The 23,644-nt window shown below is 70.9% G+C and carries 21 protein-coding genes and 2 tRNA genes; 13 read left to right on the forward strand and 10 right to left on the reverse strand.

The features are described from left to right. Nucleotides 1–29 precede the first annotated feature (29 nt). From ACRAKF_RS25525 to ACRAKF_RS25535, 3 genes are read left to right on the forward strand one after another with little or no spacing between them, the layout of a single operon-like run. On the forward strand, nucleotides 30–1,772 hold the full coding sequence (locus ACRAKF_RS25525) for a TerD family protein (RefSeq protein ID WP_447039848.1): 1,743 nt from the start codon (nucleotides 30–32) through the stop codon (nucleotides 1,770–1,772). Between the two features lie 11 nt (nucleotides 1,773–1,783). Further along, nucleotides 1,784–2,464 (forward strand): AIM24 family protein, encoded by a 681-nt coding sequence (locus tag ACRAKF_RS25530; protein WP_447039849.1) that lies wholly within the window; start codon nucleotides 1,784–1,786, stop codon nucleotides 2,462–2,464. 17 nt (nucleotides 2,465–2,481) lie between these two features. Beyond that, nucleotides 2,482–3,237 (forward strand): AIM24 family protein, encoded by a 756-nt coding sequence (locus ACRAKF_RS25535; protein ID WP_447039850.1) that lies wholly within the window; start codon nucleotides 2,482–2,484, stop codon nucleotides 3,235–3,237. 114 nt (nucleotides 3,238–3,351) lie between these two features. Here ACRAKF_RS25535 and ACRAKF_RS25540 read toward each other — a convergent pair whose 3' ends face one another. After that, nucleotides 3,352–3,876, reverse strand: coding sequence for an NUDIX hydrolase (locus tag ACRAKF_RS25540; protein ID WP_447039851.1), 525 nt, complete (start codon nucleotides 3,874–3,876; stop codon nucleotides 3,352–3,354). Then, nucleotides 3,873–5,393 (reverse strand): zinc-dependent metalloprotease, encoded by a 1,521-nt coding sequence (locus tag ACRAKF_RS25545; protein WP_447039853.1) that lies wholly within the window; start codon nucleotides 5,391–5,393, stop codon nucleotides 3,873–3,875. The genes ACRAKF_RS25540 and ACRAKF_RS25545 overlap by 4 nt, the downstream gene beginning before the upstream one ends. A gap of 191 nt (nucleotides 5,394–5,584) precedes the next feature. Between ACRAKF_RS25545 and ACRAKF_RS25550 the strand changes: the two genes are divergently transcribed. From ACRAKF_RS25550 to ACRAKF_RS25565, 4 genes are all read left to right on the forward strand, one after another. After that, complete coding sequence (locus ACRAKF_RS25550; RefSeq protein ID WP_447039854.1) at nucleotides 5,585–6,700, forward strand: SDR family oxidoreductase; 1,116 nt, start codon at nucleotides 5,585–5,587, stop codon at nucleotides 6,698–6,700. 198 nt (nucleotides 6,701–6,898) lie between these two features. Further along, complete coding sequence (locus ACRAKF_RS25555) at nucleotides 6,899–7,363, forward strand: molybdenum cofactor biosynthesis protein MoaE (RefSeq protein WP_447039855.1); 465 nt, start codon at nucleotides 6,899–6,901, stop codon at nucleotides 7,361–7,363. Nucleotides 7,364–7,502: 139 nt separating this feature from the next. Next, the gene (locus ACRAKF_RS25560; protein WP_447039857.1) at nucleotides 7,503–7,673 is read left to right on the forward strand and encodes a hypothetical protein; all 171 of its coding nucleotides are present in this window, start codon (nucleotides 7,503–7,505) and stop codon (nucleotides 7,671–7,673) included. 92 nt (nucleotides 7,674–7,765) lie between these two features. Further along, complete coding sequence (locus ACRAKF_RS25565; protein ID WP_447039858.1) at nucleotides 7,766–8,854, forward strand: YlbL family protein; 1,089 nt, start codon at nucleotides 7,766–7,768, stop codon at nucleotides 8,852–8,854. A gap of 97 nt (nucleotides 8,855–8,951) precedes the next feature. On the opposite strand, the gene ACRAKF_RS25570 is transcribed toward ACRAKF_RS25565, so the two are convergent. Then, nucleotides 8,952–9,491, reverse strand: a complete 540-nt coding sequence (locus tag ACRAKF_RS25570) for a PPA1309 family protein (protein WP_447039859.1) — start codon at nucleotides 9,489–9,491, stop codon at nucleotides 8,952–8,954. A gap of 137 nt (nucleotides 9,492–9,628) precedes the next feature. On the opposite strand from ACRAKF_RS25570, the gene ACRAKF_RS25575 reads away from it, so the two are divergent. The 4 genes from ACRAKF_RS25575 (at nucleotide 9,629) to ACRAKF_RS25590 (ending at nucleotide 15,149) form a co-directional block, all read left to right on the forward strand. After that, the gene (locus ACRAKF_RS25575) at nucleotides 9,629–12,601 is read left to right on the forward strand and encodes a UPF0182 family membrane protein (RefSeq protein ID WP_447042163.1); all 2,973 of its coding nucleotides are present in this window, start codon (nucleotides 9,629–9,631) and stop codon (nucleotides 12,599–12,601) included. A gap of 51 nt (nucleotides 12,602–12,652) precedes the next feature. Then, nucleotides 12,653–12,726 (forward strand) — tRNA-Met (locus ACRAKF_RS25580). A 298-nt stretch (nucleotides 12,727–13,024) separates the two neighbouring features. Next, entirely contained in the window at nucleotides 13,025–14,938 is a 1,914-nt protein-coding gene (locus ACRAKF_RS25585) for a sel1 repeat family protein (protein ID WP_447039860.1), read from the forward strand. Nucleotides 14,939–15,075: 137 nt separating this feature from the next. After that, nucleotides 15,076–15,149, forward strand: a tRNA-Met gene (locus ACRAKF_RS25590). Nucleotides 15,150–15,220: 71 nt separating this feature from the next. Here ACRAKF_RS25590 and ACRAKF_RS25595 read toward each other — a convergent pair. Both ACRAKF_RS25595 and ACRAKF_RS25600 read right to left on the reverse strand, forming a co-directional pair. Then, nucleotides 15,221–16,363 (reverse strand): ABC transporter substrate-binding protein, encoded by a 1,143-nt coding sequence (locus tag ACRAKF_RS25595; protein WP_447039861.1) that lies wholly within the window; start codon nucleotides 16,361–16,363, stop codon nucleotides 15,221–15,223. Between the two features lie 187 nt (nucleotides 16,364–16,550). Then, nucleotides 16,551–16,967: a Fur family transcriptional regulator gene (locus ACRAKF_RS25600; protein ID WP_447039863.1), complete on the reverse strand. Its 417-nt coding sequence runs from the start codon at nucleotides 16,965–16,967 to the stop codon at nucleotides 16,551–16,553. A 125-nt stretch (nucleotides 16,968–17,092) separates the two neighbouring features. On the opposite strand from ACRAKF_RS25600, the gene ACRAKF_RS25605 reads away from it, so the two are divergent. Then, nucleotides 17,093–18,562, forward strand: coding sequence for a catalase (locus tag ACRAKF_RS25605; RefSeq protein WP_447039864.1), 1,470 nt, complete (start codon nucleotides 17,093–17,095; stop codon nucleotides 18,560–18,562). Nucleotides 18,563–18,632: 70 nt separating this feature from the next. Here the strand turns inward: ACRAKF_RS25605 and ACRAKF_RS25610 are convergent, their stop codons facing one another. Both ACRAKF_RS25610 and hisN read right to left on the reverse strand, forming a co-directional pair. Then, nucleotides 18,633–19,034 carry a CBS domain-containing protein gene (locus ACRAKF_RS25610; RefSeq protein WP_447039866.1) on the reverse strand — a complete coding sequence of 134 codons (402 nt, stop codon included), beginning with the start codon at nucleotides 19,032–19,034 and terminating at the stop codon, nucleotides 18,633–18,635. A 238-nt stretch (nucleotides 19,035–19,272) separates the two neighbouring features. Beyond that, nucleotides 19,273–20,070, reverse strand: coding sequence for a histidinol-phosphatase (hisN, locus tag ACRAKF_RS25615; RefSeq protein ID WP_447039868.1), 798 nt, complete (start codon nucleotides 20,068–20,070; stop codon nucleotides 19,273–19,275). A 142-nt stretch (nucleotides 20,071–20,212) separates the two neighbouring features. Here hisN and ACRAKF_RS25620 point away from each other — a divergent pair, with 142 nt between their 5' ends. Then, complete coding sequence (locus ACRAKF_RS25620; protein WP_447039869.1) at nucleotides 20,213–20,818, forward strand: TetR/AcrR family transcriptional regulator; 606 nt, start codon at nucleotides 20,213–20,215, stop codon at nucleotides 20,816–20,818. Nucleotides 20,819–20,828: 10 nt separating this feature from the next. Here ACRAKF_RS25620 and ACRAKF_RS25625 read toward each other — a convergent pair whose 3' ends face one another. From ACRAKF_RS25625 to aroA, 3 genes are all read right to left on the reverse strand, one after another. After that, nucleotides 20,829–21,152: a DMT family transporter gene (locus ACRAKF_RS25625; protein WP_447039870.1), complete on the reverse strand. Its 324-nt coding sequence runs from the start codon at nucleotides 21,150–21,152 to the stop codon at nucleotides 20,829–20,831. A gap of 104 nt (nucleotides 21,153–21,256) precedes the next feature. Next, nucleotides 21,257–22,267 carry a ribosome small subunit-dependent GTPase A gene (gene rsgA, locus ACRAKF_RS25630; RefSeq protein WP_447039871.1) on the reverse strand — a complete coding sequence of 337 codons (1,011 nt, stop codon included), beginning with the start codon at nucleotides 22,265–22,267 and terminating at the stop codon, nucleotides 21,257–21,259. Between the two features lie 17 nt (nucleotides 22,268–22,284). Then, on the reverse strand, nucleotides 22,285–23,628 hold the full coding sequence (gene aroA / locus ACRAKF_RS25635) for a 3-phosphoshikimate 1-carboxyvinyltransferase (RefSeq protein ID WP_447039872.1): 1,344 nt from the start codon (nucleotides 23,626–23,628) through the stop codon (nucleotides 22,285–22,287). Between the last annotated feature and the right edge of the window lie 16 nt (nucleotides 23,629–23,644).

The raw sequence follows: 23,644 nt of genomic DNA on the forward strand, positions 1-23,644 counted from the left end.
ACATTCGGGATGGGGGACGGTCGTTACGTATGGCCAGGGAATTCCAACGAGGCCACAAGGCCAAGATCAGTGACCTCACAGCGGGGACCGATCTGTACGTAGGTGTGCAGATCTCCGCCCCCGGACTGTCCTTCGACATCAGTTGCTTCGGCCTGGACGCGAGCGAGCGGCTGTCGGACGACCGCTACTTCATCTTCTTCAACCAGCCGAAGTCGCCGGAGGAGTCGATCCAGCTCCTCGGCGCGCAGGCCGGCGACACCGAGTCCTTCCGCGTCACGCTCGACCGCGTCCCGCAGCAGATCCAGCGACTGTCGTTCACGGCGACGATCGACGGTGCCGGGCAGATGTCGCAGGTCGCATCGGGGTACATCCGCATCGTCGCGGGCGGCGAGGAAGTCGCGCGCTACGCCTTCAGCGGCGCGGAGTTCTCCACGGAGCGCGCCGTCATGCTGGGCGACTTCTATCTGAAGGACGTCTGGCGGTTCGCCGCGATCGGACAGGGATTCGACGGCGGGCTCGACGCCCTCCTGAAGAACTTCGGCGGAGAGGTCGCCGAGGAGGAGCCCGCGCCCGCGCCGCCGCAGAGCGGTGCCGCGCCCTCCTTCGCGCCGCCCGCGCAGGCCGCGGCGCCGCCGGCGTTCGGCGCCCCCGCCGCAGCAGCGCCCGCCCCGGCTCCGGCCCCCGCCCCGGCTCCGGCGCCCGCCGCCCCGGCCCCCGCGCAGCACTTCGCGCCGCCGCAGGGTGCCACGCCGCCGCCCGCTCCCGCCGACCCGTCGGTGCACGCCGCGCAGACGATCGTGGCCCCGATGAGCCAGCCTCCCGGCGGCTCCGTGCCGCCCCCGCAGGCGCCCTCCCCGTACGGCCAGCCAGGTCAGCAGCAGCCGCCCCAGTTCGGCCAGGTGCCCGGCCAGCAGCAGCCTCCCGGCCAGACCGCGCCCCCGCCTCCGGGCTACGGCCAGCAGCCGCAGGCCCCGATGCCTCCTGGTTACGGCCAGCCGCCGGCCGCGCCCATGCCTCCCGGTTACGGCCAGCCGCAGGGCGGCCAGTTCCCCGGCCAGCCCGCTCCGCAGGGCGTGCCTCAGGGCGTGCCGCAGGGCGCCGCTCCTCAGGGCGCCGGTGTCGCCGCCGCGCTGCAGAAGTACCGCGAGGCACCCACCGGCCAGCGCTGGACCCAGCAGAACGAGAAGCTGGTCCGCGTCGACCTCGGGGTCAGCGAGCAGCCGATCCTCGCCCGCCAGGGCAGCATGGTGCTCTACCAGGGCAAGGTCGAGTTCAGCTACAAGGGCGCCGGCTTCGCGGGCCGCATCGTGGGCAATGCCACCGGCCAGGAGATGCAGCTGATGCGCTGCTCCGGCCGTGGCCAGGTCTTCCTCGCCGAGGAGGGCACCCACCTGCACCCGATGGAACTCCAGGGCGACGCGATCTGTGTCTCCGCGGAGAACGTGCTCGCGTTCGACGAGACCCTGCAGCACGAGGTGCGCAGGATCGAGGGCCACGGCATTCCCGGCGGCGCGCTGTTCGTCATGCAGTTCCAGGGCACCGGCACGGTCATCGTGAAGACGCACGGTGTGCCCGTCGTGCTGCCCGTCACGCCGACGACGTTCGCCGACTGCCACGCCGTCGTCGCCTGGTCGGCCGCCGCCCAGGCGATCGTCTCCAGCCAGGTGCGGATGCGCAGCAACGCCTATGCCGGCTCCACGGGGGAGAGCGTCAACCTCCAGTTCCGTGGTGCGCCCGGCAACTTCATCGTCGTCCAGCCGTACGAGGTCTGAGGGAGCCCGTCATGAACCAGCAGCTCGCGGGCTTCGCTCCCGCACCTGTCGCCACCCGCATGGAGAACCACGGCCACCACATGGTCAAGGTGGCCATGCAGACCGGAAACGACCTCTACGCGCGCGTGGGCTCGATGGTCGCCTACGAAGGCTTCGTGCAGTACGAGCCGAACCCGCCCGCCGTCCGTCAGGTCGCACGCGAGTGGATGACCGGCGAGGGCGCGCCCCTGATGAAGTGCTCCGGAGACGGCCTGCTCTACCTCGCCGACTACGGAGCGGATGTCGTCGTCATCAACCTGGCGGGCGACTCGCTCTCGGTGAACGGCACCAACCTGCTCGCCTTCGACACCTCCCTCCAGTGGGGCGTCGAGCGGGTCAAGGGCATGGCCAAGTTCGCCGGCCAGGGCCTGTGGAACATCAAGATCTCCGGTCAGGGCTGGGTCGCGCTGACCTCGCGCGGGACCCCCGTCGTCGTCGACTGCGGTCGCGGCGAGGACGAGACGTACGTCGACCCGGACGCCCTGATCGCCTGGTCCCCGAACCTGAAGGTGAAGGGCAAGCGCAGCTTCAAGGCCGGTTCCCTCATCGGACGCGGCAGCGGCGAGGCCTATCAGATGGGCTTCTCCGGAGAGGGCATCGTCGTCGTACAGCCGAGCGAGGACAGCACCGACCGTCTCCGGGCGCGGGGCTGAGGGGGAACACCAACATCATGCAGAGCTCACTTTTCGCGCATGCCGAGCAGCAGACGCACGAGCGCTACAGCGTCCAGAACCCGCAGCTCCTGCGGGTGGCCCTGGAGGGGCACGACGACATCCTGGCCCGTAAGGGCTCCATGGTCGCCTACCAGGGCCTGATCGAGTTCGACGCCGAGTACCAGAGCCGGGGCAACCAGCGGGCACGCGCGCAGACGGGCGAGGGCCTCGACCTGATGCGGTGCCACGGTCAGGGCACCGTCTACTTCGCCAACCTCGCCCAGTACATCCATGTGGTGGACGTGGACCAGGACGGGCTGACCGTGGACAGCAGCTATGTCCTCGCGATGGACTCGTCGCTGACCCACCAGGTCATCGCCGTGGACAGCCAGTACGGCATCTCCGGCTCCGGCAAGTACCAGCTCAACATCTCCGGACGCGGCAAGGTCGCGCTGATGACGTCGGGCCAGCCGCTGATGCTCCAGGTCACGCCCGACCGGTACGTCAACGCCGACGCGGACGCGATCGTCGCCTGGTCCAACGGCCTGCGCGTGCAGATGCAGGCCCAGACCCACTCCTCGGGCGTCTGGAGGCGCCGCGGCAACACCGGCGAGGGCTGGGAGCTCAGCTTCATGGGGCAGGGCTACGCGCTCGTGCAGCCGAGCGAGATGCTGCCGCCTCAGAACGCGGTCATCGGGCAGGGCGCCGGCGCTCAGTTCGGCGTGGGCCAGCAGGGCGCCAGGGGACAGAACCAGGGCAACGTCTGGAGTTAGCCACCGGAACCGAACCCGGAGCTGAGGGGCGCGGGGACTGCGGGCCGTATGTGGCTGGTCGCGCAGTTCCCCGCGCCCCTTCGGCGGCTCTTGCGGGGCGCCTCGAAGCGGTCCCTACAGGCGTGCCCTCGTGGCTTCCACCAGGCGTACGACCGACTCGTCCGCTACGCCCGCCACCTCTTTGTACGAGAACCAGCGCAGGTCGAGCGACTCGTCGCTGATCGCCTCGATGGCGTCCTCGGGGGTGAGCGCGGCGTACTGCACGTCAAGGTGCTGCGTGCACGGGCCCGGGATCGGATGCCTGTCCAGGCGGACGGGGCCGCCCTGGAGCAGCGTCAGGCCCGGTACGCCGGACTCCTCGGTGGCCTCCCGCAGGGCGGCGTCGGCCAGCGTCGTGTCGCCCGGCTCGCAGTGGCCGCCCATCTGGAGCCACATCCGCAGCTTCTTGTGCAGGGTGAGCAGCACACGTCCGCGTGCGGGATCGACCACCAGGGCGCTCGCCGTCACGTGGCCCGCCGTGCAGGCCTTCCACATGCCGTCGTCGCCGTGCGTGGACAGGTGGTCCAGATAGGCCTGGCGCAGCTCGGACTGGTCCTCGTACCCCTTGAGGACGAGGACCGTGTCGTCGTACAGACTCACTTGCCCTCGTCCTCCGGGGACTCCTTGCCGGAATCGCCGGAATCGCCTGAATCGCCGGAAGCATCGGACTGCTGGCCGTCGCCCTTGCCCTCGTCGTCACCCTTGTCCTTGCGCAGGTCGGGCTTGGCCGATGAGCCGCTGCCCGCCGCCTCGCCGAGCATCTTGTCCAGCTCGGAGAAGTCCATCTGCTCGCGGTGGACGAAGCCGTCCGGGTCGTCCAGGTCGGACGCCGTCGGCAGCATGTCCGGGTGCTCCCAGAGGTCGTCACGGCCGTCGACGCCGCGCGCGTCCGTGAGCGAGGCCCACAGGCGCGAGGCATCCCGCAGGCGGCGCGGACGCAGTTCGAGACCGATCAGCGTGGCGAACGTCTGCTCGGCCGGGCCGCCCGTCGCCCGACGGCGGCGCAGCGTCTCCCGGAGCGCGTCGGCGGACGTCAGACGGGGCTTGGCCGCGGCGTGCACCACGGCGTCCACCCAGCCCTCCACGAGCGCCAGAGCCGTCTCCAGGCGGGCCAGAGCGGTCTTCTGGGCCGGGGTGTCCTCCGGCTGGAACATGCCCTGCTGGAGCGCCTCCTGAAGCTGCTCCGGATTCTGCGGGTCGAGCTGGCCGACGACGTCCTCCAGCTTGGCCGTGTCGACCTTGATCCCGCGGGCATAGCCCTCGACGGCGCCGAAGAGGTGCGAGCGCAGCCACGGGACGTGGGCGAAGAGCCGCTGGTGGGCGGCCTCGCGCAGCGCCAGATAGAGCCGCACCTCGTCCTTGTCGATGCCCAGGTCCTTGCCGATGGCCTGGATGTTCAGCGGGAGGAGCGCGGCCTTGCCGGACGGGCCGAGGGGCAGGCCGATGTCGGTGGAGCCGACGACCTCGCCCGCGAGCACGCCCACGGCCTGGCCGATCTGCTGGCCGAACATGGCGCCGCCCATGGAGCGCATCATGCCGATCAGCGGGCCCGCCATGGCCTGCATCTCCTCGGGCAGCACATCGCCCATGGCGAGGCCCACCCGCTCGGCCACCGGGTCGACGAGCTCCTTCCAGACCGGCAGGGTCGCCTCGACCCACTCGGCACGGCTCCACGCCACGGCCGTGCCGGACCCGGACGGCAGCGACGTCGCGTCGTCCAGCCACAGGTCGGCCAGGCGCACGGCCTCCGCGACGGCGGAGCGCTCGGCCGGGCCCACGCTGGCGTCCTTGACGCCGTCCGACGTGCCCTGGGCGACGGTCTGCCGGGCGATGTCCTTGGCCATGTCCCAGTTCACCGGGCCGCCCTCGTACGAGAGCATCTGGCCGAGCTGCTGGAACGCGGCGCCCAGGTCGTTCGGGTTCATCGAACCGAACATCGCGGCGAACGGATTGTCACCGCCGCCGGGGCCGCCGGCCCCGGGGAACCCCCCGAAACCGAGCGGGTTCGCCGGGCCACCAGCGCCCTGTCCCCCTCCGGGGGTGTCCTTCTTCTTGCCCTCGTCGCCGTCTTCCGGCTCCTCCGGCGGAAGGCCGAATCCGAATGGGGTGTCACTCACGGGATTCCTCGGCTCGTAAGGCCGCCGGTATCGTTCCGGCGGCGGCTGCCCTACAACACCACCCAGCGTAGACACCATGACGGGTTCGGGCCTCGATGCTTCGCCCACTGATGGCCTGCGGCAGGATGGATGCCACCTGGTACGTACGCGTCATTCGGGTACGTACTGAAGACAACCGCTGGAGACGCCCGGTGAGTTCCCCAGATCCACAGGTTCGCGCAGCGCGAAACCCGTCAGCCTCCTCTTCGCCCCTGCGCGGGCCGGTCGTCGCCGTCACCGGCGCCGCTTCCGGCGTGGGCGCGCTACTGACCGAGCGCCTCGCCGCTTCGGAGCAGATCAAGCAGGTCATCGCCATCGACGAGCGCCGCGGCGACTGCACGCAGGCCCAGTGGCACATCCTGGACGTCCGGGACCCCGCGATCGCCGAGAAGCTGCGCGGCGCCGACGTCGTGGTGCATCTCGCGCTCGATCTCGACCTGGAGACCGATGGCGCGGCCCGTACCGCGTACAACGTACGTGGTACCCAGACCGTCCTGACGGCTGCCGCCGCCGCGGGCGTCCACCGCGTCGTCCTGTGCACCTCGGCGATGGTCTACGGAGCACTGCCCGACAACGAACTGCCCCTCTCCGAAGAGGCCGAACTGCGTGCGACCGCCGAGGCCACTGGCGTCGGCGACCTCCTGGAGGTCGAGCGGCTCGCCCGCCGGGCACCCCGCGCCCACCCCGGTCTCAACGTCACCGTCGTGCGGCCCGCGACGCTGGTGGGCGGCACCGACACGGCCCTCACCCGCTATTTCGAGTCGCCCCGCCTCCTGGTCGTGGCCGGTTCCCGGCCCGCCTGGCAGTTCTGCCACGTCGAGGACCTGTGCAGCGCCCTGGAGTACGCCGTCCTGGAGCAGGTCGACGGGGAGCTCGCCGTCGGCTGCGACGGCTGGCTCGAACAGGAGGAGGTCGAGGAGCTCAGCGGGATCCGGCGCATGGAGCTGCCCTCCACGGTCGCCCTCGGCGCCGCCGCGCGGCTGCACCGCATCGGCCTCACGCCGTCCCCGGCCGGTGACCTCGCCTACACGATGTACCCCTGGGTGGTGAGCGTGAGCCGGCTGCACGACGCCGGGTGGCGGCCCCAGTGGACCAACGAGGAGGTCCTCGCGGAGCTGCTCGAGGAGGTCGCGGGGCGGCGGACCGTGGCGGGACGGCGGCTCGGCCGGAAGGACGCGACGGCGGCGGGTGCCGCGGGCGCGACGGTCGCGCTGCTGGGCGCGGCCGCGGTGGTGCGGCGCGCACGCAAGGCCCGCCGCCGGATCTGAGCCCCCGGGGCCGCCCGGAGCGAAGCCCGGCGGCCCCGGAACCCACCGGGCGCGTTCCCCGCGGGGAGCCCCGGTCGCGCCGCCACTGGTCGCGCCACCCCGCAGCGGCGTCCCTGTAGGGAGCTCCAAGGGCCCACGCGCGCGTGCCGGGCGAAAGATCTATTCCGTGATGTCAGTGCCGTGCGGCACCATGGCCGCATGGCACGCACCACGAACGACCACCCCGGCGAGCAGGCCGCCCAGGACCCGATCCGCCTGCTCGCGATCCGCGACACCCCGCTCTCCCTGGACGAGGTCTTCCGTGCCGTCGGCGACGACGCGGCGGGCGGCACGGCGCTCTTCGTGGGGACGGTGCGCAACCACGACGGGGGCGCGGACGTCGACGAGCTGGGCTATTCGACGCACCCCACCGCCGAGGCCGAGCTGCGCAGGGTCGCCGAGAAGGTCACGGCGGAGTTCCCGGTGCGGGCCCTGGCGGCCGTGCACCGCGTCGGAGACCTCGCGGTCGGCGACCTCGCGGTGGTCGTCGCCGTCTCGTGTCCGCACCGGGCCGAGGCCTTCGCCGCCTGCCGCAGACTCATCGACGACCTGAAGCACGAGGTGCCCATCTGGAAGCACCAGCGGTTCTCCGACGGCAATGAGGAGTGGGTCGGCGCCTGTTGAGGCGGGAGCGGGCCGGCGGGGCCGGTTGACCCGTGTGGCTCCGGTTGCGTAACCCGACCCCTGCCGTGAGCGTTGACCGTACGGACGGTTAATCTGCTGATCAGTCAGTCGCGGGTCGTACAGGGGTCGGGAGGTCTACATGGCATCACTTGCCTGGTTGCTGATTCCGTTTCTGGCGGCCGTCGGTGCGGGGCTGTGGGGCACGTGGGCCGCCCGTAACCGTAAGTCGGGCAAGACCGGCGACGACACCGAGCTCAACGGCTATGCCGCGTTTCGCGAGGCCATGGAGAAGTCCCACACCGGCACGTGAGCCCGTCCGGCGAGCACCACGCGCGTGGCGCACGGCCTCGGACGGACCGGCCCCGCAGGTTCCCTGACAGGCCGGTCCCGTACTGTCTTTCCATGCCACGCCGCACCGCGACGATGCTCGCCTCCACCCTGATGCTGATCGCGCTGCTCTGCGCCGGAGTGCTCATCAAAGTGCCGTACGCCGAGATGTCCCCGGGCCCCACGGTGAACACCCTCGGCGACCACGACGGCGAGCCGGTGCTGCAGATCTCCGGGCACAAGACCTATCCCACGACCGGCAACCTCAACATGACGACGGTCAGGGTCACCAGCGCCGACTTCGACATGAACCTGGCGGAGGCCGTCTACGGCTGGCTGGCGCACGACAACATCGTGGTGCCGCACGAGACGCTCTACCCGGACGGCAAGACGGAGCAGCAGTCCTCGCAGGAGAACGCCGAGGAGTTCAGCCAGTCACAGGAGAGCGCCAAGGTCGCGGCGCTCCGGGAGCTGAAGCTGCCGGTGCAGTCGCAGGTCATCGTCTCCACCGTCTTCAAGGGCGACCCGGCGGAGGGCAAGCTGCACGCGGGCGACGTCATCAAGAAGGTCGACGGCAAGTCCGTCAAGGAGATGACGGACGTCGCGAAGCTCGTCACCCAGCGCAAGCCCGGCGACAGCGTCACGTTCACGATCGTCCCGGTCAAGGAGGCGGCCGCCGCGGAGAAGGCGGGCAAGGAGTCGACGCGGACCGAGGACATCAAGATCACCACGAAGAAGGCCGACGACAGCGACCGTGCCGTCGTGGGCATCCAGGCGGGGACCGACCACACCTTCCCGTTCACGATCGACATCAAGCTGGCCGACGTGGGCGGCCCCAGCGCCGGACTGATGTTCGCGCTCGGCATCGTCGACAAGCTCACCCCGGACGACCTCACGGGCGGCAAGTTCGTGGCCGGCACGGGAACGATCGACGACAGGGGCAAGGTCGGCCCGATCGGCGGCATCGAGATGAAGACCGTCGGCGCGCGGGAGAAGGGCGCCGAGTACTTCCTGACGCCCAAGGACAACTGCGAGGCCGCCGCGAGCGACGTGCCCGGCGGACTCACGCTCATCAAGGTGGACACCATCGCCGACGCCGTGAAGTCCCTCAAGAAGATCCGCGAGGGCGACACGGCCGACCTGCCCCGGTGCAGCGCGGGCTGAGAGACCGCTGACGGAAGTACGCGGGTACGGAAGTACGCGGGTGAGGAGGCCCCACCCGCGTACGGGAATCAGAAGACCGCAGACACGGCGAGCGTCGCTACGCGAATGTCGCCGCCAGCGCGTCCGCCAGACCCGGCACCAGGTCGGAACCGGTGAGGACCTCGGTCGGCGAGTCCTTCTCGCGCAGCCGCAGCGCCGACTCGCGCGCGCCGTCACGGAGCACCGCCACCGTCATGCGGACCTCCTGGCGCTCCGGGTGCGCCGCCACCCAGTCGGCGAGCTCGGCGTCGCTCAGGCCCTCGGGGACGGACGTCTCGGCGGACGGGGGCAGCATCTGGCGCTCCACGGTGAGGGCGCAGCCCACCACCGCGTCGGGCCAGGCGATGGTGCCGAGGAACTCGTCCAGCGGCTTGTTCGCGGGGATCTCTTCCTGCTCGATGGGGGTGAGGCCGGCGTGCTCCACGCCGTCGTCGAGGCCGAGCTGTGAGGCGAGGCCGGGTTCTTGGGTGCGCAGTCGCGCCGTGTCGACGAGCGCGAAGAGGCGGGCGGGCCGGTCCCAGCCGAGGCCGGAGACGTACTCGTCGATCTCGAGGACGGCTCGGGTGAGGGGGCTCGCTGCCATGGGAGTGTTGGACATGGTCACAATCCTGCCTCGTTAGTCCCGAGAAACGGGAACCGAGTAAAGCGTGAGTAAGTTGCATAGGTGTGGCTCCACGATCTCGGGGGCCTGACGGATCAACAGCGAACTTCGAGGTGCGCACCTTGGCTTTCCAGATGCCGGACCGCGGCGGAGGCCCGACGGGGCCACGGATCAGAGTGGGCCGACCCTCCCGTCGTGTCCGGACCTTGCTCATGACCTTGGGGGTCCTGGCCGTGCTGGCCATGGCCTTTGTCATGTTCTCCGGGTTCTGGACGGACTGGTTGTGGTACCGCTCGGTCAATTACTCATCGGTCTTCACGACAACCCTGTGGACCAAGATCGGCCTCTTCTCCGTCTTCGGCCTCCTCATGGCGGTCGCGGTCGGAGTGAACATCTGGCTGGCGCACAGGCTGCGCCCGCCACTGAGTGCCATGTCGATGGAGCAGCAGAGCCTCGACCGGTACCGCATGGGCATCGCCCCGTACAAGAAGTGGCTGCTCATCGGGATCACTGCCCTGGTGGGCCTGATCGCGGGCGCGTCCGCCTCGGGGCAGTGGCGCACATGGCTGCTGTGGGTCAATGGCGTGCCCTTCGGCCAGAAGGACCCGCAGTTCCACATGGATGTGGCGTTCTTCGCGTTCGACCTGCCCTGGTACCGCTTCCTGCTGGGCTTCGGCTTCGCGGCGACGGTGCTCTCCCTGGTCGCCGCCGCCCTGACGCACTACCTGTACGGCGGGCTGCGGATCACCAGCCCCGGCGCGCGGGCGACCGCTGCGGCCACCGGCCACCTCTCGGTGCTGCTCGGCGTCTTCGTCACGCTCAAGGCCGTCGCGTACTGGCTCGACCGGTACGGCCTCGCGGTGAAGTCCAGTGACTTCAAGGCGACGGGCAACTGGACCGGCCTGCGGTATGTGGACGCCAACGCCTATCTGCCGGCCAAGACGATCCTCTTCTGCATCGCGGTCATCTGCGCCCTGCTCTTCTTCGCGACGCTGTGGCGGCGCACCTGGCAGCTCCCGGTCATCGGCTTCGGCCTGATGGTGCTCTCGGCGATCCTCATCGGCGGGCTCTATCCCGCGATCGTCCAGAAGTTCCAGGTCCAGCCGAACGAGCAGGCCAAGGAAGCGCCGTACATCAAGAAGAACATCAAGGCCACCCGCGACGCGTACGGCATCAGCGGCGTCAAGCCCGAGGCCTACGAGGGCGCGGGCAAGGTCGACGAGGACCCCAAGAAGAAGCGCAACGACGCGGAGTCGGCGGCGAACTACCGGCTGAACGACCCGAACATCGTCTCGCCGACGTTCCAGCAGCTGGAGCAGGAGCGCAGCTACTACCAGTTCCCGAAGACGCTCGACGTGGACCGCTACAACGGCCAGGACACCATCGTCGGCCTCCGCGAGATCGACGTGAACAAGCTCGACAAGCGGAACTGGATCAACGACCACTTCGCCTACACTCATGGTTACGGCATGGTCGCCGCCAAGGGCACGGAGACGAAGAAGGGCTCCAAGGGCGCCCCGGCGTTCACCGAGTCCGGTCTGCCCACCACCGGCGACCTCGGTGAGTACGAGCAGCGGATCTACTACGGCGAGAAGACGTCGCAGTACTCCATCGTGGGCGGGCCCCAGAAGGAGCTCGACTACGAGGAGAACGGCGGCGGCCAGAAGACCTACAGCTACAAGGGCGACAGCGGGGTCAACCTCTCCAACCCGATCAACCGCGCCGCGTACGCGGTGTCCTTCGGGGAGCCGCAGATCCTGTACTCGGGCGCGATCGGCGAGGGCTCGCGGATTCTCTACAACCGCACGCCCAAGGAGCGCGTCGAGGCGGTGGCCCCCTGGCTGACGATCGACGGCGACGTGTATCCGACGGTGGTCGGCAACCGCATCCAGTGGGTGGTCGACGCCTACACGACGTCCAACGGCTATCCGTACGCCTCGCGGACCACGCTCGGTGACACCACGGCCGACTCGCTGTCGCAGGCCGACAGCCAGCGCACGGTGATCGCCCAGCAGAACCGGGTCAACTACATCCGTAACTCGGTGAAGGCGACCGTCGACGCGTACACCGGTGACGTCAAGCTCTACACCTGGGACGAGAAGGACCCCGTCCTCAAGACCTGGAAGAAGGCGTTCCCGGGCACGGTCAAGGACAAGAGCGAGATCCCGCAGACGCTGATGGACCACCTGCGCTACCCGCAGGACATGTTCAAGGTGCAGCGCGAGCTCCTGACGAAGTACCACGTCACGGACGCCGGCCAGTTCTACAACGCGAGTGACGCGTGGCAGGTCCCGAACGACCCGACGAAGAAGGACGACAGCGCGGTCCCGCCGTACTACCTGTCCTTGAAGTCGCCGGGCCAGGACCGGCAGCAGTTCGCGCTGACGACGACGTTCACACCGAGTGAGCGGCCCAACCTACGGGCCTTCATGACGGTGGACGCAGACGCCAGGAGTGCGGACTACGGCAAGATGCGGCTCCTGAGAGTCAGAGGCGACGTCGACGGACCTGAACAGGTGCAGAACAAGCTGAACTCCATGACGGAGGTCGGCAACTTCGTCCGCGACATGAAGGGCGCCGACTCCGACGTCCTCTACGGCAATCTGCTGACCGTGCCACTGGACGACGGCTTCCTCTACGTGGAGCCCGTCTATGTGCAGGGCCGCAAGTCGGCGTATCCGCTCCTGAAGAAGGTGGCCGTCTCGTACGGCACGGAGACCGCCTTCGCCGACACCCTGAGCGAGGGCCTCAACCAGGTCTTCGGTGCCGGCGCGTCCACCCAGCCACCGGGCGAGGACCAGGACGAGGGCGAGCCGACCAAGCCGCCGAAGGCGAGCGACCCGACGGTCCAGGCCGCGCTCGATGACGCCCAGACGGCGTTCGAGGACGGCGAGAAGGCCCTGAAGGACGGCGACTGGAAGAAGTACGGCGAGGCCCAGGAGCGGCTCCAGGAGGCGCTTCAGCGCGCCGAGGAGGCGTCGGCCAAGGCCGCGGAGAAGGACGGCGACAAGAACGCCGACAAGAACGCGGACAAGGCCGGGGACCAGGACGCCGACAAGGCAGCCGACAAGAACGGCGACAAGGACGGCGACAAGAACAGTGGCTGAGTAGCTGGTCAGGAGGCCCCCTCGCGCCGTGGTACGGTTTGAACACAACGGCGCGGGGTGGAGCAGCTCGGTAGCTCGCTGGGCTCATAACCCAGAGGTCGCAGGTTCAAATCCTGTCCCCGCTACTGCAAGGTGAAGGCCCGGATCCTTTTGGATCCGGGCCTTCGTCGTGCGCGGTGCGGCCTGCCCGGAAGCGGCGGTGTCGGCGACGCGCCCGGGCGGTCGTCAACAGCGGGTTCGAGAAGCGACGGCGAAACTGCGTGTGCGGGTGGCCTATGCCAAGAAATGTGAACCGTGTCTGCGCGGGGGAGAGTTGGGGGATCTGTGTTTCACTTATCTCTCTGTGGGCATGTCGACAAAACGCTGAAGTGACCTCACTGGCTGCGGTATACCAGGTGTACCCAGGTTGCAGGTGGTGCGACGATGGACGTTATGGGGGATAAGGCAACTCTGTTGGAGACGGGGCGGTTTGTGCAGTCGGCCGACCGGGAGGATCCCGGGGCGGCCGCCGAGGAGTTTCGCCATCGGCTGGCCGCCGAGTCAGGCGATGTCGACGCCATGAGCGTCCTGGGAAGCCTTCTGCTGCGCCGCGGTGACCTCGACGGGGCCGAGTCGATGCTGCGCGCGGCGACGGCCGAGGGCGACCGTGCCGCGGCCAACAACCTCGGTGTCCTCCTGCACCAGCGCGGTTACGCCGACGAGGCGGCCGGCTGGTGGCGGGTCGCCGCGGTCGCCGGTTCCGCTGCCGCCGCGCACGCGCTCGGCAGGCACCACCGCGAGCGCGGCGACGAGCCCGCCGCCGAGTACTGGCTGCGGCAGTCCGCCGAGCAGGGCCACACGCTCGGGGCGTACGCGCTCGCCGACCTCCTGGAGCACCGCGGGGACGTCGGGGCCGAGCGCTGGATGCGGGTCGCCGCCGAGCGGGGCCACCGCGAGGCCGCGTACCGCCTGGCCCGCGCGCTCGACCGGCGGGCAGCCGCAGAGCGCGGTGAGGGCGCCGAGCCGGGCGAGGACCCCGTACGGGCGATCCGCGACGCCGCCATGGACGTGCGCGCGGACAAGAACCCGCGCGCGGGCAAGAACGGGCGCGCGGACAACGGCGTACGCGCCGCCAAGGACGTACGAGGACCGGCCGGTGAGGCCGAGCAGTGGTACCGCCAGGCCGCCGCGCGCGGGCACCGGCGGGCCGCCCTGCACCTCGGCGCGATCCTGGAGCAGCGCGGCGACCTCAAGGAGGCCGGGCGCTGGTACCTCAACTCCGCCAAGGACGGCGAGGCCAGGGCGGCCTGCGCGCTCGGGTTCCTGCTGAGGGACGCGGGCGACCAGGAGAGCGCCGCCGTGTGGTGGCTCAAGGCCGCCCAGGACGGCGACGGCAACGCCGCGAACGCCCTGGGCGCGCTGCACGCCGAGCGCGGCGAGAACCAGACCGCCGAGCGCTGGTACCGCGCCGCCATGGACGCGGGCGACGTGAACGGCGCGTACAACCTCGGGCTGCTCTGCGCCGAGCAGGACCGCACCGCGCAGGCCGACCAGTGGTACCGCAGGGCCGCCTACGCCGGGCACCGCGAAGCGGCGAACGCGCTGGCCGTGCTGCTGCTCCAGGGCGGCGACGCGGCGGGGGCCGAGCCGTGGTTCTCCAAGGCGGCGGAGGCGGGCAGCGTCGACGCGGCGTTCAACCTCGGCATCCTGTACGCGAGCAGGAACGACGAGGCGTCCGCCCTGCGGTGGTACGAACGCGCGGCGGCCGCCGGGCACACCGACGCGGCCCTCCAGGTCGGCACCGCGCGGCTGCGCGAGGGCGACGACCAGGAGGCGGAGCGGCATCTGCGGTGCGCGGCGGGCGGCGGCAGCGCCGAGGCGGCGTACCGGCTCGGCACGGTGCTCGACGCGCGGCGCCCGGCGGAGACGCCGCCCGCGCTCGGTGAACCGGCCACGGAGAAGACCGAGTGCGAGGAGTGGTACGAGCGGGCCGCCGAGCAGGGCCATCGGCGGGCCCAGGTCCGGGTCGGCATGCTGGCCGCGGGGCGGGGCGACGTCGTCGAGGCCGCGCGGTGGTACCGCAAGGCCGCGGAGGCGGGCAGCCGCAACGGCGCGTTCAACCTCGGCCTGCTGCTCGCCAGGGAGGGCAGCGAGCCCGAGGCCGCGCTCTGGTGGACCCGGGCGGCCGACGCGGGCCACGGCAGGGCGGCGCTCCGCCTCGCGCTGCTCTACGCACGGCACGGGCAGCTCGCCCAGGGCCAGCGCTGGGCCACGCGCGCGGTCGAGCTCGGCCCGGCGGAGGTCGCCGAGCGGGCGGGACGCCTGCGGGAGGCCCTGCGGCAGGAGCAGTCCGCGTAGGCCCTCCGGGTGAGGCCCTCCGGGTGCGGCGGACACCTGGGACGGGGCGGGTGCCGAGGGGCTCCCGCCCCCCTCCATGGGCGGCGGAGAACGGATTTGCGCTGGTCGTAGCCTTGAAGTACTGTTGTGTTTACCGACGCGGGGTGGAGCAGCTCGGTAGCTCGCTGGGCTCATAACCCAGAGGTCGCAGGTTCAAATCCTGTCCCCGCTACTGAAGGCCGAAGGCCCGGAACCGACAAGGTTCCGGGCCTTCGGTGTTTCCCGGGGCGCGGCGCGGCATCGCTACTTGTGTCCCACCGCCTTCTCGTACAGCTCGCGGTCGACCGCCTTCGACTCCGGGACCACCTGGTCCCCCTCGGTGACGCCCGCCGCGCGGTACGCGGCCTGGAGCCGGTCCGTGGTGCCCGCGCGGATCTCCCAGTCCATGCGGAGCGACGGCGTCGAGAGCAGCACCTCCTCGTCCGTGTCGAGCAGATGGGCCAGCTCCTTCGTGAAGGACTCGTCGGCCTTGTAGTCGCCCGCGAAGTACGTGTTGACGGTACGGATGTACGCGCGCAGCAGCGCGACGCCGGCGTCCGGGGCCTTCTTGAGGAGGTTCGGGCCGAAGAGGAGCCCGCCGAGGGGTTCGCCGAGCGGCTGGCCGCCGAGGAACGCGTACCGCTTGTCGCCGTCGACCTTGCGCCAGACCGGGTCGAGCAGCCAGGCCGCGTCGGTGCCGCCGTTCTCCAGCGCGGTGAGCACGTCCGCCGGGCCGAGCTGCCGGAACCGGACCTCGTCGAGGCCGCCGCCGTGCTTCTCGATGGCCTTGCCCATCGGGTAGGCGATGACGGAGCCCTTGCCGATCATCGTGCCGAGCTTGCGGCCGGCCATGCGGACGCGGCCGGCGCTCTCGCCCTTCTTCAGCCTCACCCACAGGCCGCTCTTGGACCGGGGGTCGGGGGAGAAGTTGCCGGCCGTCCACCTGATGTCGAAGCCGCTGATGATGCCGTTCAGCACGGCGGCCTCGGGGGCCGCCCACTGGGCGTCGATGCCGCCCTCGGCGAGGAGCGGCAGGGCGTCGGGGGTGGGCAGGACCTTCAGCTCGACGTCCAGGCCCTCCTTCTTGAACTCACCCTTGTCCACCGCCACGCGCAGCGGAGCGATGTACTCGGCACTCAGGGTGCCGGTCGCGATCGTCACGCTGCGGCGCTCGCCCAGCGGTTTCGGGGCCGGGGTGTCGCGGGCGCAGCGGGCCGGTTCGCGGTCGGGGGCGAGGTCGGCGGGGTCGGTCCAGCTTCCCTTGCCGCAGCCCGCCACCGGGGCGCCGGCGCGGGGCTTCGCGGGCCCGGCGGGCGGCTCGTCGTCCTCCTCGGCGCAGCCCGCCGCCGCGAGCAGCGAGCCCGCCATGAGCAGGACCAGAGCAGTGGTGCGGGTACCAGTGCGCATGGGGCCTCCCGAGGGCGGATGGTTCACGACCGGCTCCGGCCCCGGCTCCGCGAGGAGACCCCGCCGTACGGGCACGGGACCCGCCGACGATATGACCCACTGCCGGCGTCCGGAAGCCCCCGGGCACGCGAAAGCCCCCGGCGCCGCAGACGGCACCAGGGGCTTCGTGGACGTACGAGAGGCGTTGCTACGCCGACGCGCAGTTCGGGCAGACGCCGCGGTAGGTGACCTCGACGCCCTGGACCGTGAAGCCGAAGCGCTCCGCGTCGGGCAGGTCGGTCAGGGGGTCGCCCGTGGGGTGGACGTCCCGGATGGCTCCGCACTGGGCGCAGACCAGGTGGTGATGGGGGCGGTGCGCGTTCGGGTCGTACCGCTTGGCGCGGCGGTCCGTGGAGACCTCGAGGATCTCGCCGAGGGACACCAGCTCGCCCAGCGTGTTGTAGACGGTGGCCCGGGAGATCTCGGGCAGCTTGCCGACGGCACGGGCGTGCACCTCGTCGGCCGTCAGGTGGACGTGGTCCCCGTCGAGGACCTCGGCCACCACGCGCCGCTGCGCCGTCATGCGCCAACCGCGTCCGCGCAGTCGTTCCAGCAGGTCACTCATGAAAACCAGCCTAACAGGCGAGGGAACAAGTCCCGAACGGGTGTGACTTTGGATGGTTGCTTGACTTAGACAATGTCCATTGTAGGATCGGACTCATCGCAAGCCAAGGGACAGGACCCGCAGGAATGACGCAGGAGGCGCACGTGACGCAGGGACCGCTCACCACGGAGGCCGGAGCACCGGTCGCCGACAACCAGAACAGCGAGACCGCGGGCCTCGGCGGTCCGGTGCTCGTGCAGGACCAGCTCCTGCTGGAGAAGCTGGCCCACTTCAACCGCGAGCGCATCCCGGAGCGTGTCGTGCACGCCCGGGGCGCGGGCGCCTACGGCACGTTCACGCTCACCCGTGACGTCTCGCAGTGGACGCGGGCGAAGTTCCTCTCCGAGGTCGGCAAGGAGACGGAGACGTTTCTGCGCTTCTCCACCGTGGCCGGCAACCTCGGCGCGGCCGACGCGGTGCGCGACCCGCGCGGCTGGGCGCTGAAGTTCTACACCGAAGAGGGCAACTACGACCTCGTCGGCAACAACACCCCGGTCTTCTTCATCCGGGACGCCATCAAGTTCCCCGACTTCATCCACACCCAGAAGCGGGACCCCTACACGGGCTCGCAGGAGGCGGACAACGTCTGGGACTTCTGGGGGCTCAGCCCCGAGAGCACCCACCAGGTGACCTGGCTCTTCGGCGACCGAGGCATCCCCGCCTCGTACCGCCACATGGACGGCTTCGGCTCGCACACGTTCCAGTGGAACAACGCGGCCGGCGAGGTCTTCTGGGTCAAGTACCACTTCAAGACCGACCAGGGCATCAAGAACCTCACGCAGGACGAGGCCAACAAGCTCGCCGGTGAGGACCCCGACTCCCACCAGCGCGACCTGCGCGAGTCGATCGAGCGCGGCGAGTTCCCGTCCTGGACCGTGCAGGTGCAGATCATGCCGGCGGCCGAGGCGGCCACGTACCGCTTCAACCCGTTCGACCTCACCAAGGTGTGGCCGCACGCGGACTACCCGCCGATCGAGATCGGCAAGCTGGAGCTCAACCGCAACCCGGAGAACGTCTTCGCGGAGGTCGAGCAGAGCATCTTCTCGCCCGCCCACTTCGTGCCGGGCATCGGGCCGTCCCCGGACAAGATGCTCCAGGGCCGTCTCTTCGCGTACGGCGACGCCCACCGCTACCGCGTCGGCATCAACGCCGACCATCTGCCGGTGAACCGCCCGCACGCCACCGAGGCGCGCACCCACTCCCGTGACGGCTTCCTGTACGACGGCCGCCACAAGGGCGCGAAGAACTACGAGCCGAACAGCTTCGGCGGTCCCTTCCAGACGGACCGGGCGCTGTGGCAGCCCGTCCCCGTCACCGGCGCCACCGGCAACCACGAGACGCCCCGGCACGCCGAGGACAACGACTTCGTGCAGGCGGGCAACCTCTACCGCCTGATGACCGACGACGAGAAGGGCCGCCTGATCGACAACCTGGCGGGCTTCCTCGCCAAGGTCTCGCGCGAGGACATCGTGGACCGCGCGATCAACAACTTCCGTCAGGCCGACGGAGACTTCGGCAAGCGGCTGGAGGCCGCGGTCCAGGCCCTGCGCGGCTGACCCAGCCTCACTTGTCGTAGCGAGACGGCGGGCCGGTTCCCCTTCGGGGGGCCGGCCCGCCGCCGTTCCGTCACCCCGTCAGCTGGGCCGCCGCGCGCCGGCCGGGCGCCCAGCAGCGGATGATGTCGCGCACCGAGACGATCCCCGTGGGTTCGTTCCCGTCCATGACGATCAGATGCCGGAAGCCGCCGTGCGCCATGGCGTCCGCCGCTTCCTCCAGGGTCCACGACGGGGTGGCGAAAACGACCTCGGTGGTGGTGTGGGTGCCGGCGATCTCGGTGTCCGGGCTCTGGCCGAGGGCGAGCGAGTCGAGGATGTCGCGCTCGGTCAGGATGCCGAGGCCGTAGGTGTCGGGGTCGAGGACGACGGCCGCGCCGACATGGCGCGCGGACATCAGCCGGGCTGCCTGGCGCAGGGTGTGGGTGGGACCGATGGTCAGGACCACCGTGCTCATGGCATCGCGGACGATCATGGGCGTGAGCCACCTCCTTGGTGAGACCGCGGCCTCCCGGTGGGCGAAGGATTGCCTCCGCTACCTGCTGGAGAACGGATTCACAAGTTCACAAGTGGGGGGACTCATAGAGTCGCAGCCGAGCAGGGCGCCAACAAGGGGTCGCGGGCGCTCAGTTCACGGCAGTTCAGGGCAGTTCAGGGCGTACGTCGCCCCGCTCGCGGTACGAGAGACCCGTCAGCGCTGGTCCAGCGACCCGTCAGCGCTGGTCCAGCCGGGCCAGCAGCTCGTCGTGGAGGAGGCCGTTCGACGCCGCCGCGTTGCCGCTGTGCGGGCCCGGCCTGCCGTCGAGACCGGTGAAGGAGCCGCCGGCCTCCGTGACCACGATCGCGGTCGCCGCCATGTCCCAGAGCGAGAGCTCGGGCTCCGCGCAGATGTCCACCGAACCCTCGGCCACCATCATGTACGGCCAGAAGTCGCCGTAGGCCCGCGTGCGCCACACCGACCGCGTGAGGTCGAGGAAGCCGTCGAGGTGCCCCCGCTCCTCCCAGCCGGTCAGCGAGGAGTACGCGAAGGAGGCGTCCGCCAGCCGGGAGACCTGCGAGACCCGCAGCCGGCTCGCCGACGTGAGGCTGCGCCCGGTGTAGGCGCCGCCGCCCTTCGCCGCCCACCAGCGGCGGCCGAGCGCGGGCGCGGAGACGACGCCGACCACCGGCTGGTAACCGCCCTCGCTTGCCTCCATCAGGGAGATCAGCGTGGCCCAGACGGGGACGCCCCGTACGTAGTTCTTCGTGCCGTCGATCGGGTCGATCACCCAGCGGCGCGGGCCCGTCCCCTCGATCCCGTACTCCTCGCCGAGGATCGCGTCGCGGGGCCTCGTGCGCTTGAGCGAGGTACGGATCAGCTCCTCGGCCGCCTTGTCGGCCTCGCTCACCGGCGTCATGTCCGGCTTGGTCTCGACCTTGAGGTCGAGAGCCTTGAACCGGCTCATGGTCTGGGCGTCGGCGGCGTCCGCGAGGACATGGGCGAGACGCAGATCATCGTGGTAGTCGGGCATGCATGAACAGTATCGATCTCGAAAGTGACGAGCCACCACCCCGTGGCGGACAGGCCCGGGCGCCTCGCGCCAAAGCTATTGACAGCGCCTCCGAGCCCGTCAACTCTGGCATCCGGAGCCGATGCGGCCCGGGGAGGCGACGATGCCTGCGGCACGGGAGTCATTGCTCGACGCGGCCTACACCGCGCTCGCCCGGCGGCCCTGGCCGGGCGTCCGCATGGTCGACGTCGCGGCCGTCGCCGGAGTGTCCCGGCAGACCCTGTACAACGAGTTCGGCAGCAAGGACGGCCTCGCCCGCGCCCTGCTGAGGCGCGAGACCGACGGCTATCTGCACGGCGTCGAGCGCGCACTCGCCGAGGAGCGCGAGCCCGCCGACCGGCTCGCGGCGGTGGCCGCCTGGACGGTCGGCGCCGCCCGCGGCAACCCCCTGGTGCGGGCCGCGCTCACCGGCTGCTGGGGCGAGCGGCTGCCCGCGCCGAGCCGCGTGGCCGGGTCCTCCTCACCCGTGCCCGCGCAGCGCCGCGCGGACGCCGGGGTGCCCAACTCCGCCGAGTTGCTCGCACTGGTGCGCGACCGGGCGGTGGCCGCGCTCGGCGGCCGGGGCCGGGCCAGGGAGCCCGACCTCGCCCTGGCCTGCGAGAGCGCCGTCCGCCTCGCCCTGTCCTACGTCGTCGCGCCCGCCGGGAACGACGACGACCCCGCGGAAGTGGTGCGCGGGGCCATCGGACGGTGGGTCGGAGCGGTATAGGCCGGCCGGGTCAGTGCGCGGAGCCCGAGAGCTGGAGGCCGACCACGCCGATGATCACGAACGAGATCGAGACGATCTTCAGCGTGGAGACCAGGTCACCGAGGAAGACCATGCCGTAGATCGCGGTGCCCGCGGCGCCGATGCCGGTCCACACCGCGTACGCGGGCCCGACGTCCAGCTTCTTCAGCGCGAGCGTGAGCAGACCGAAGCTGCCGAGCGCGAAGCTGGCGAACGCGATCGTCGGCCAGAGCCTGGTGAAGCCGTGCGACAGCTTCAGACAGACCGCGAAGCCGGTTTCGAGGATTCCCGCCACTATGACCAGCAGCCACGCCATGACCTGCCTCCCGCACTATGTTCGGTGACCGCTCAGCCCGGCCGGTTCCGGCTCGGTGCGATTATGCCCTTACCGGTCCCGCGAAGCCGCAAACACCGGGGAGGTCAGTCGTCTTCGCGCCGCTCCCGCGTGGCGAGCAGCCGTCGCAGGGAGTACAGCCGCGCCGGGTCCGCGTGACCATCCGTCACCCAGGCGTCCAGGGCACAGTCCTTCTCGTCGTGGCTACAGCCGCGCGGGCAGTCCACCGTCCCGGGCTCCAGATCTGGGAAGGCGAGGATCACGCGGGAGGGGTCCACGTGGTTCAGCCCGAAGGACCGCACGCCGGGAGTGTCGACCACCCAGCCGCCCGAGCCCGCGAGGGGCAGCGCGAGCGCGGAGGTCGTGGTGTGCCTGCCGCGGCCCGTGACCGCGTTGACGTGCCCGGTGGTGCGCCGCCGCTCCTCGGGCACCAGCGCGTTGACCAGCGTCGTCTTGCCCACGCCCGAGTGCCCGACGAAGGCCGTGATCTTGCCGTCCAGGAGCTCGTGGACGCGCGCCAGCTCCGCGCCGTCGGTGAACTCCTCGCGGCTGGTCACCACGTAGGGGATGTCGAGCGTCGCGTAGGTCTCCAGGATCTTGTCGGCCGACGCGAGGTCCGACTTGGTCAGCACGAGGATCGGTTCGAGACCGCCGTCGTACGCGGCCACCACACACCGGTCGATCAGCCGCGGGCGCGGCTCGGGGTCGGCGAGGGCGGTGACGATGGCGAGCTGGTCGGCGTTGGCGACGACCACCCGCTCGTACGGGTCGTCGTCGTCGGCGGTGCGCCGCAGGACGGAGGTGCGCTCCGCGATCCGCACGATCCGGGCGAGGGTGTCCTTCTTGCCCGTCAGGTCCCCGACGACCGCGACCCTGTCGCCCACCACGGCGGCCTTGCGGCCCAGCTCGCGGGCCTTCATGGCCATGATGACCCGGTCCTCGACGAGGACGGTGAGACGGCCACGGTCCACGGTGAGGACCATGCCCTCGGCCGCGTCCTCGTGCTTGGGCCGGATGTGGGTACGGGGGCGGTTGCCCTTGCGGTTGGGGCGGACGCGGATGTCGTCCTCGTCGGGGTTCTTGCCGTAACGGCGCATGGTCGTCTCTCCGCCCGTCAGCCGTTTCCGAGCATTCCGGTCCAGAGGTCGGGGAAGTCGGGGAGCGTCTTCGCCGTCGTCCCGACGTTCTCGATCCGTACGCCGTCGACCGCGAGGCCGATGACCGCGCCCGCGGTCGCCATGCGGTGGTCGTCGTAGGTGTGGAAGACGCCGCCGTGCAGCGGGCGGGGGCGGATGTGCAGGCCGTCGGCGGTCTCGGTGACGTCGCCGCCCAGTTCGTTGATCTCCTTGGTGAGCGCGGCGAGGCGGTCCGTCTCGTGCAGCCGCAGGTGGGCGACGCCGCGCAGCGTGGAGGGCGAGTCGGCGAGGGCGGCCACGGCCGCGATGCCGGGCGTGAGCTCGCCGACCTCGCTGAGGTCCACGTCCAGGCCGTGGATGGACCCGGAGCCGGTGAACACCAGGCCCGCCTGCGTCAGTTCGCAGGAGCCGCCCATCTCGGTGAAGATCTCCCGCAGCGCGTCGCCGGGCTGCGTGGTGTGCGCGGGCCAGTCGGGGATGGTGACCGTGCCGCCGGTGACCAGGGCCGCGGCGAGGAACGGCTGCGCGTTGGAGAGGTCCGGCTCGACGGTCAGGTCACGGCCGAGCAGCGCGCCGGGGGTGACCCGCCAGACGTTGGGCTCGCCGCCCGCCTCGGGGGTGTCCACCTGGGCGCCGACCGCGCGGAGCATGTCGACGGTCATCCGGATGTGCGGCATGGAGGGCAGGGCGCCGCCCACGTGCCGCACCTCCACGCCCTGGTTGAAGCGCGGGGCCGAGAGCAGCAGGGCGCTCACGAACTGCGAGGAGGACGAGGCGTCGATCTCGACCTGGCCGCCGTCCAGGGCGCCGGCGCCGTGCACGGTCAGGGGCAGCGCGCCGCGGTGGTCGTCGTCGATGCGGGCGCCGAGCACGCGCAGGGCGTCGATCACGCCGGTCAGGGGCCGCTCGTACGAACGGGGGTCGCCGTCGAAGCGGATCGGGCCGTCGGCGAGGGCGGCGACCGGGGGCAGGAAGCGCATGACCGTACCGGCGTTGCCGACGTCGACCGTGGCCGGGCCGTGCAGCCCCGAGGGGATGACCCGCCAGGCCTCGCCGGAGCCCTCGGGGGCGCCGGCCGCGGTGGAGCTCGACGAGATGGTCTCCTCGATGCCGACGCCCATGGCGCGCAGGGCGCCCGCCATCAGGAGGGTGTCGCGGGAGCGCAGCGGGCGGCGCAGCCAGCCGGGCTCGGCGGCGAGCGCGGCCAGGACGAGCGCGCGGTTGGTGACCGATTTCGAACCGGGTACATGGACCGTCGCGGTGACGGCTCCGCTTGCGTGCGGGGCTGGCCAGAGGGCGGTGTTCGCCGGGGTTTCGGTCATGCCCTCACTTTAGTGG

The sequence above is a fragment of the Streptomyces sp. DSM 118878 genome (assembly GCF_052936595.1).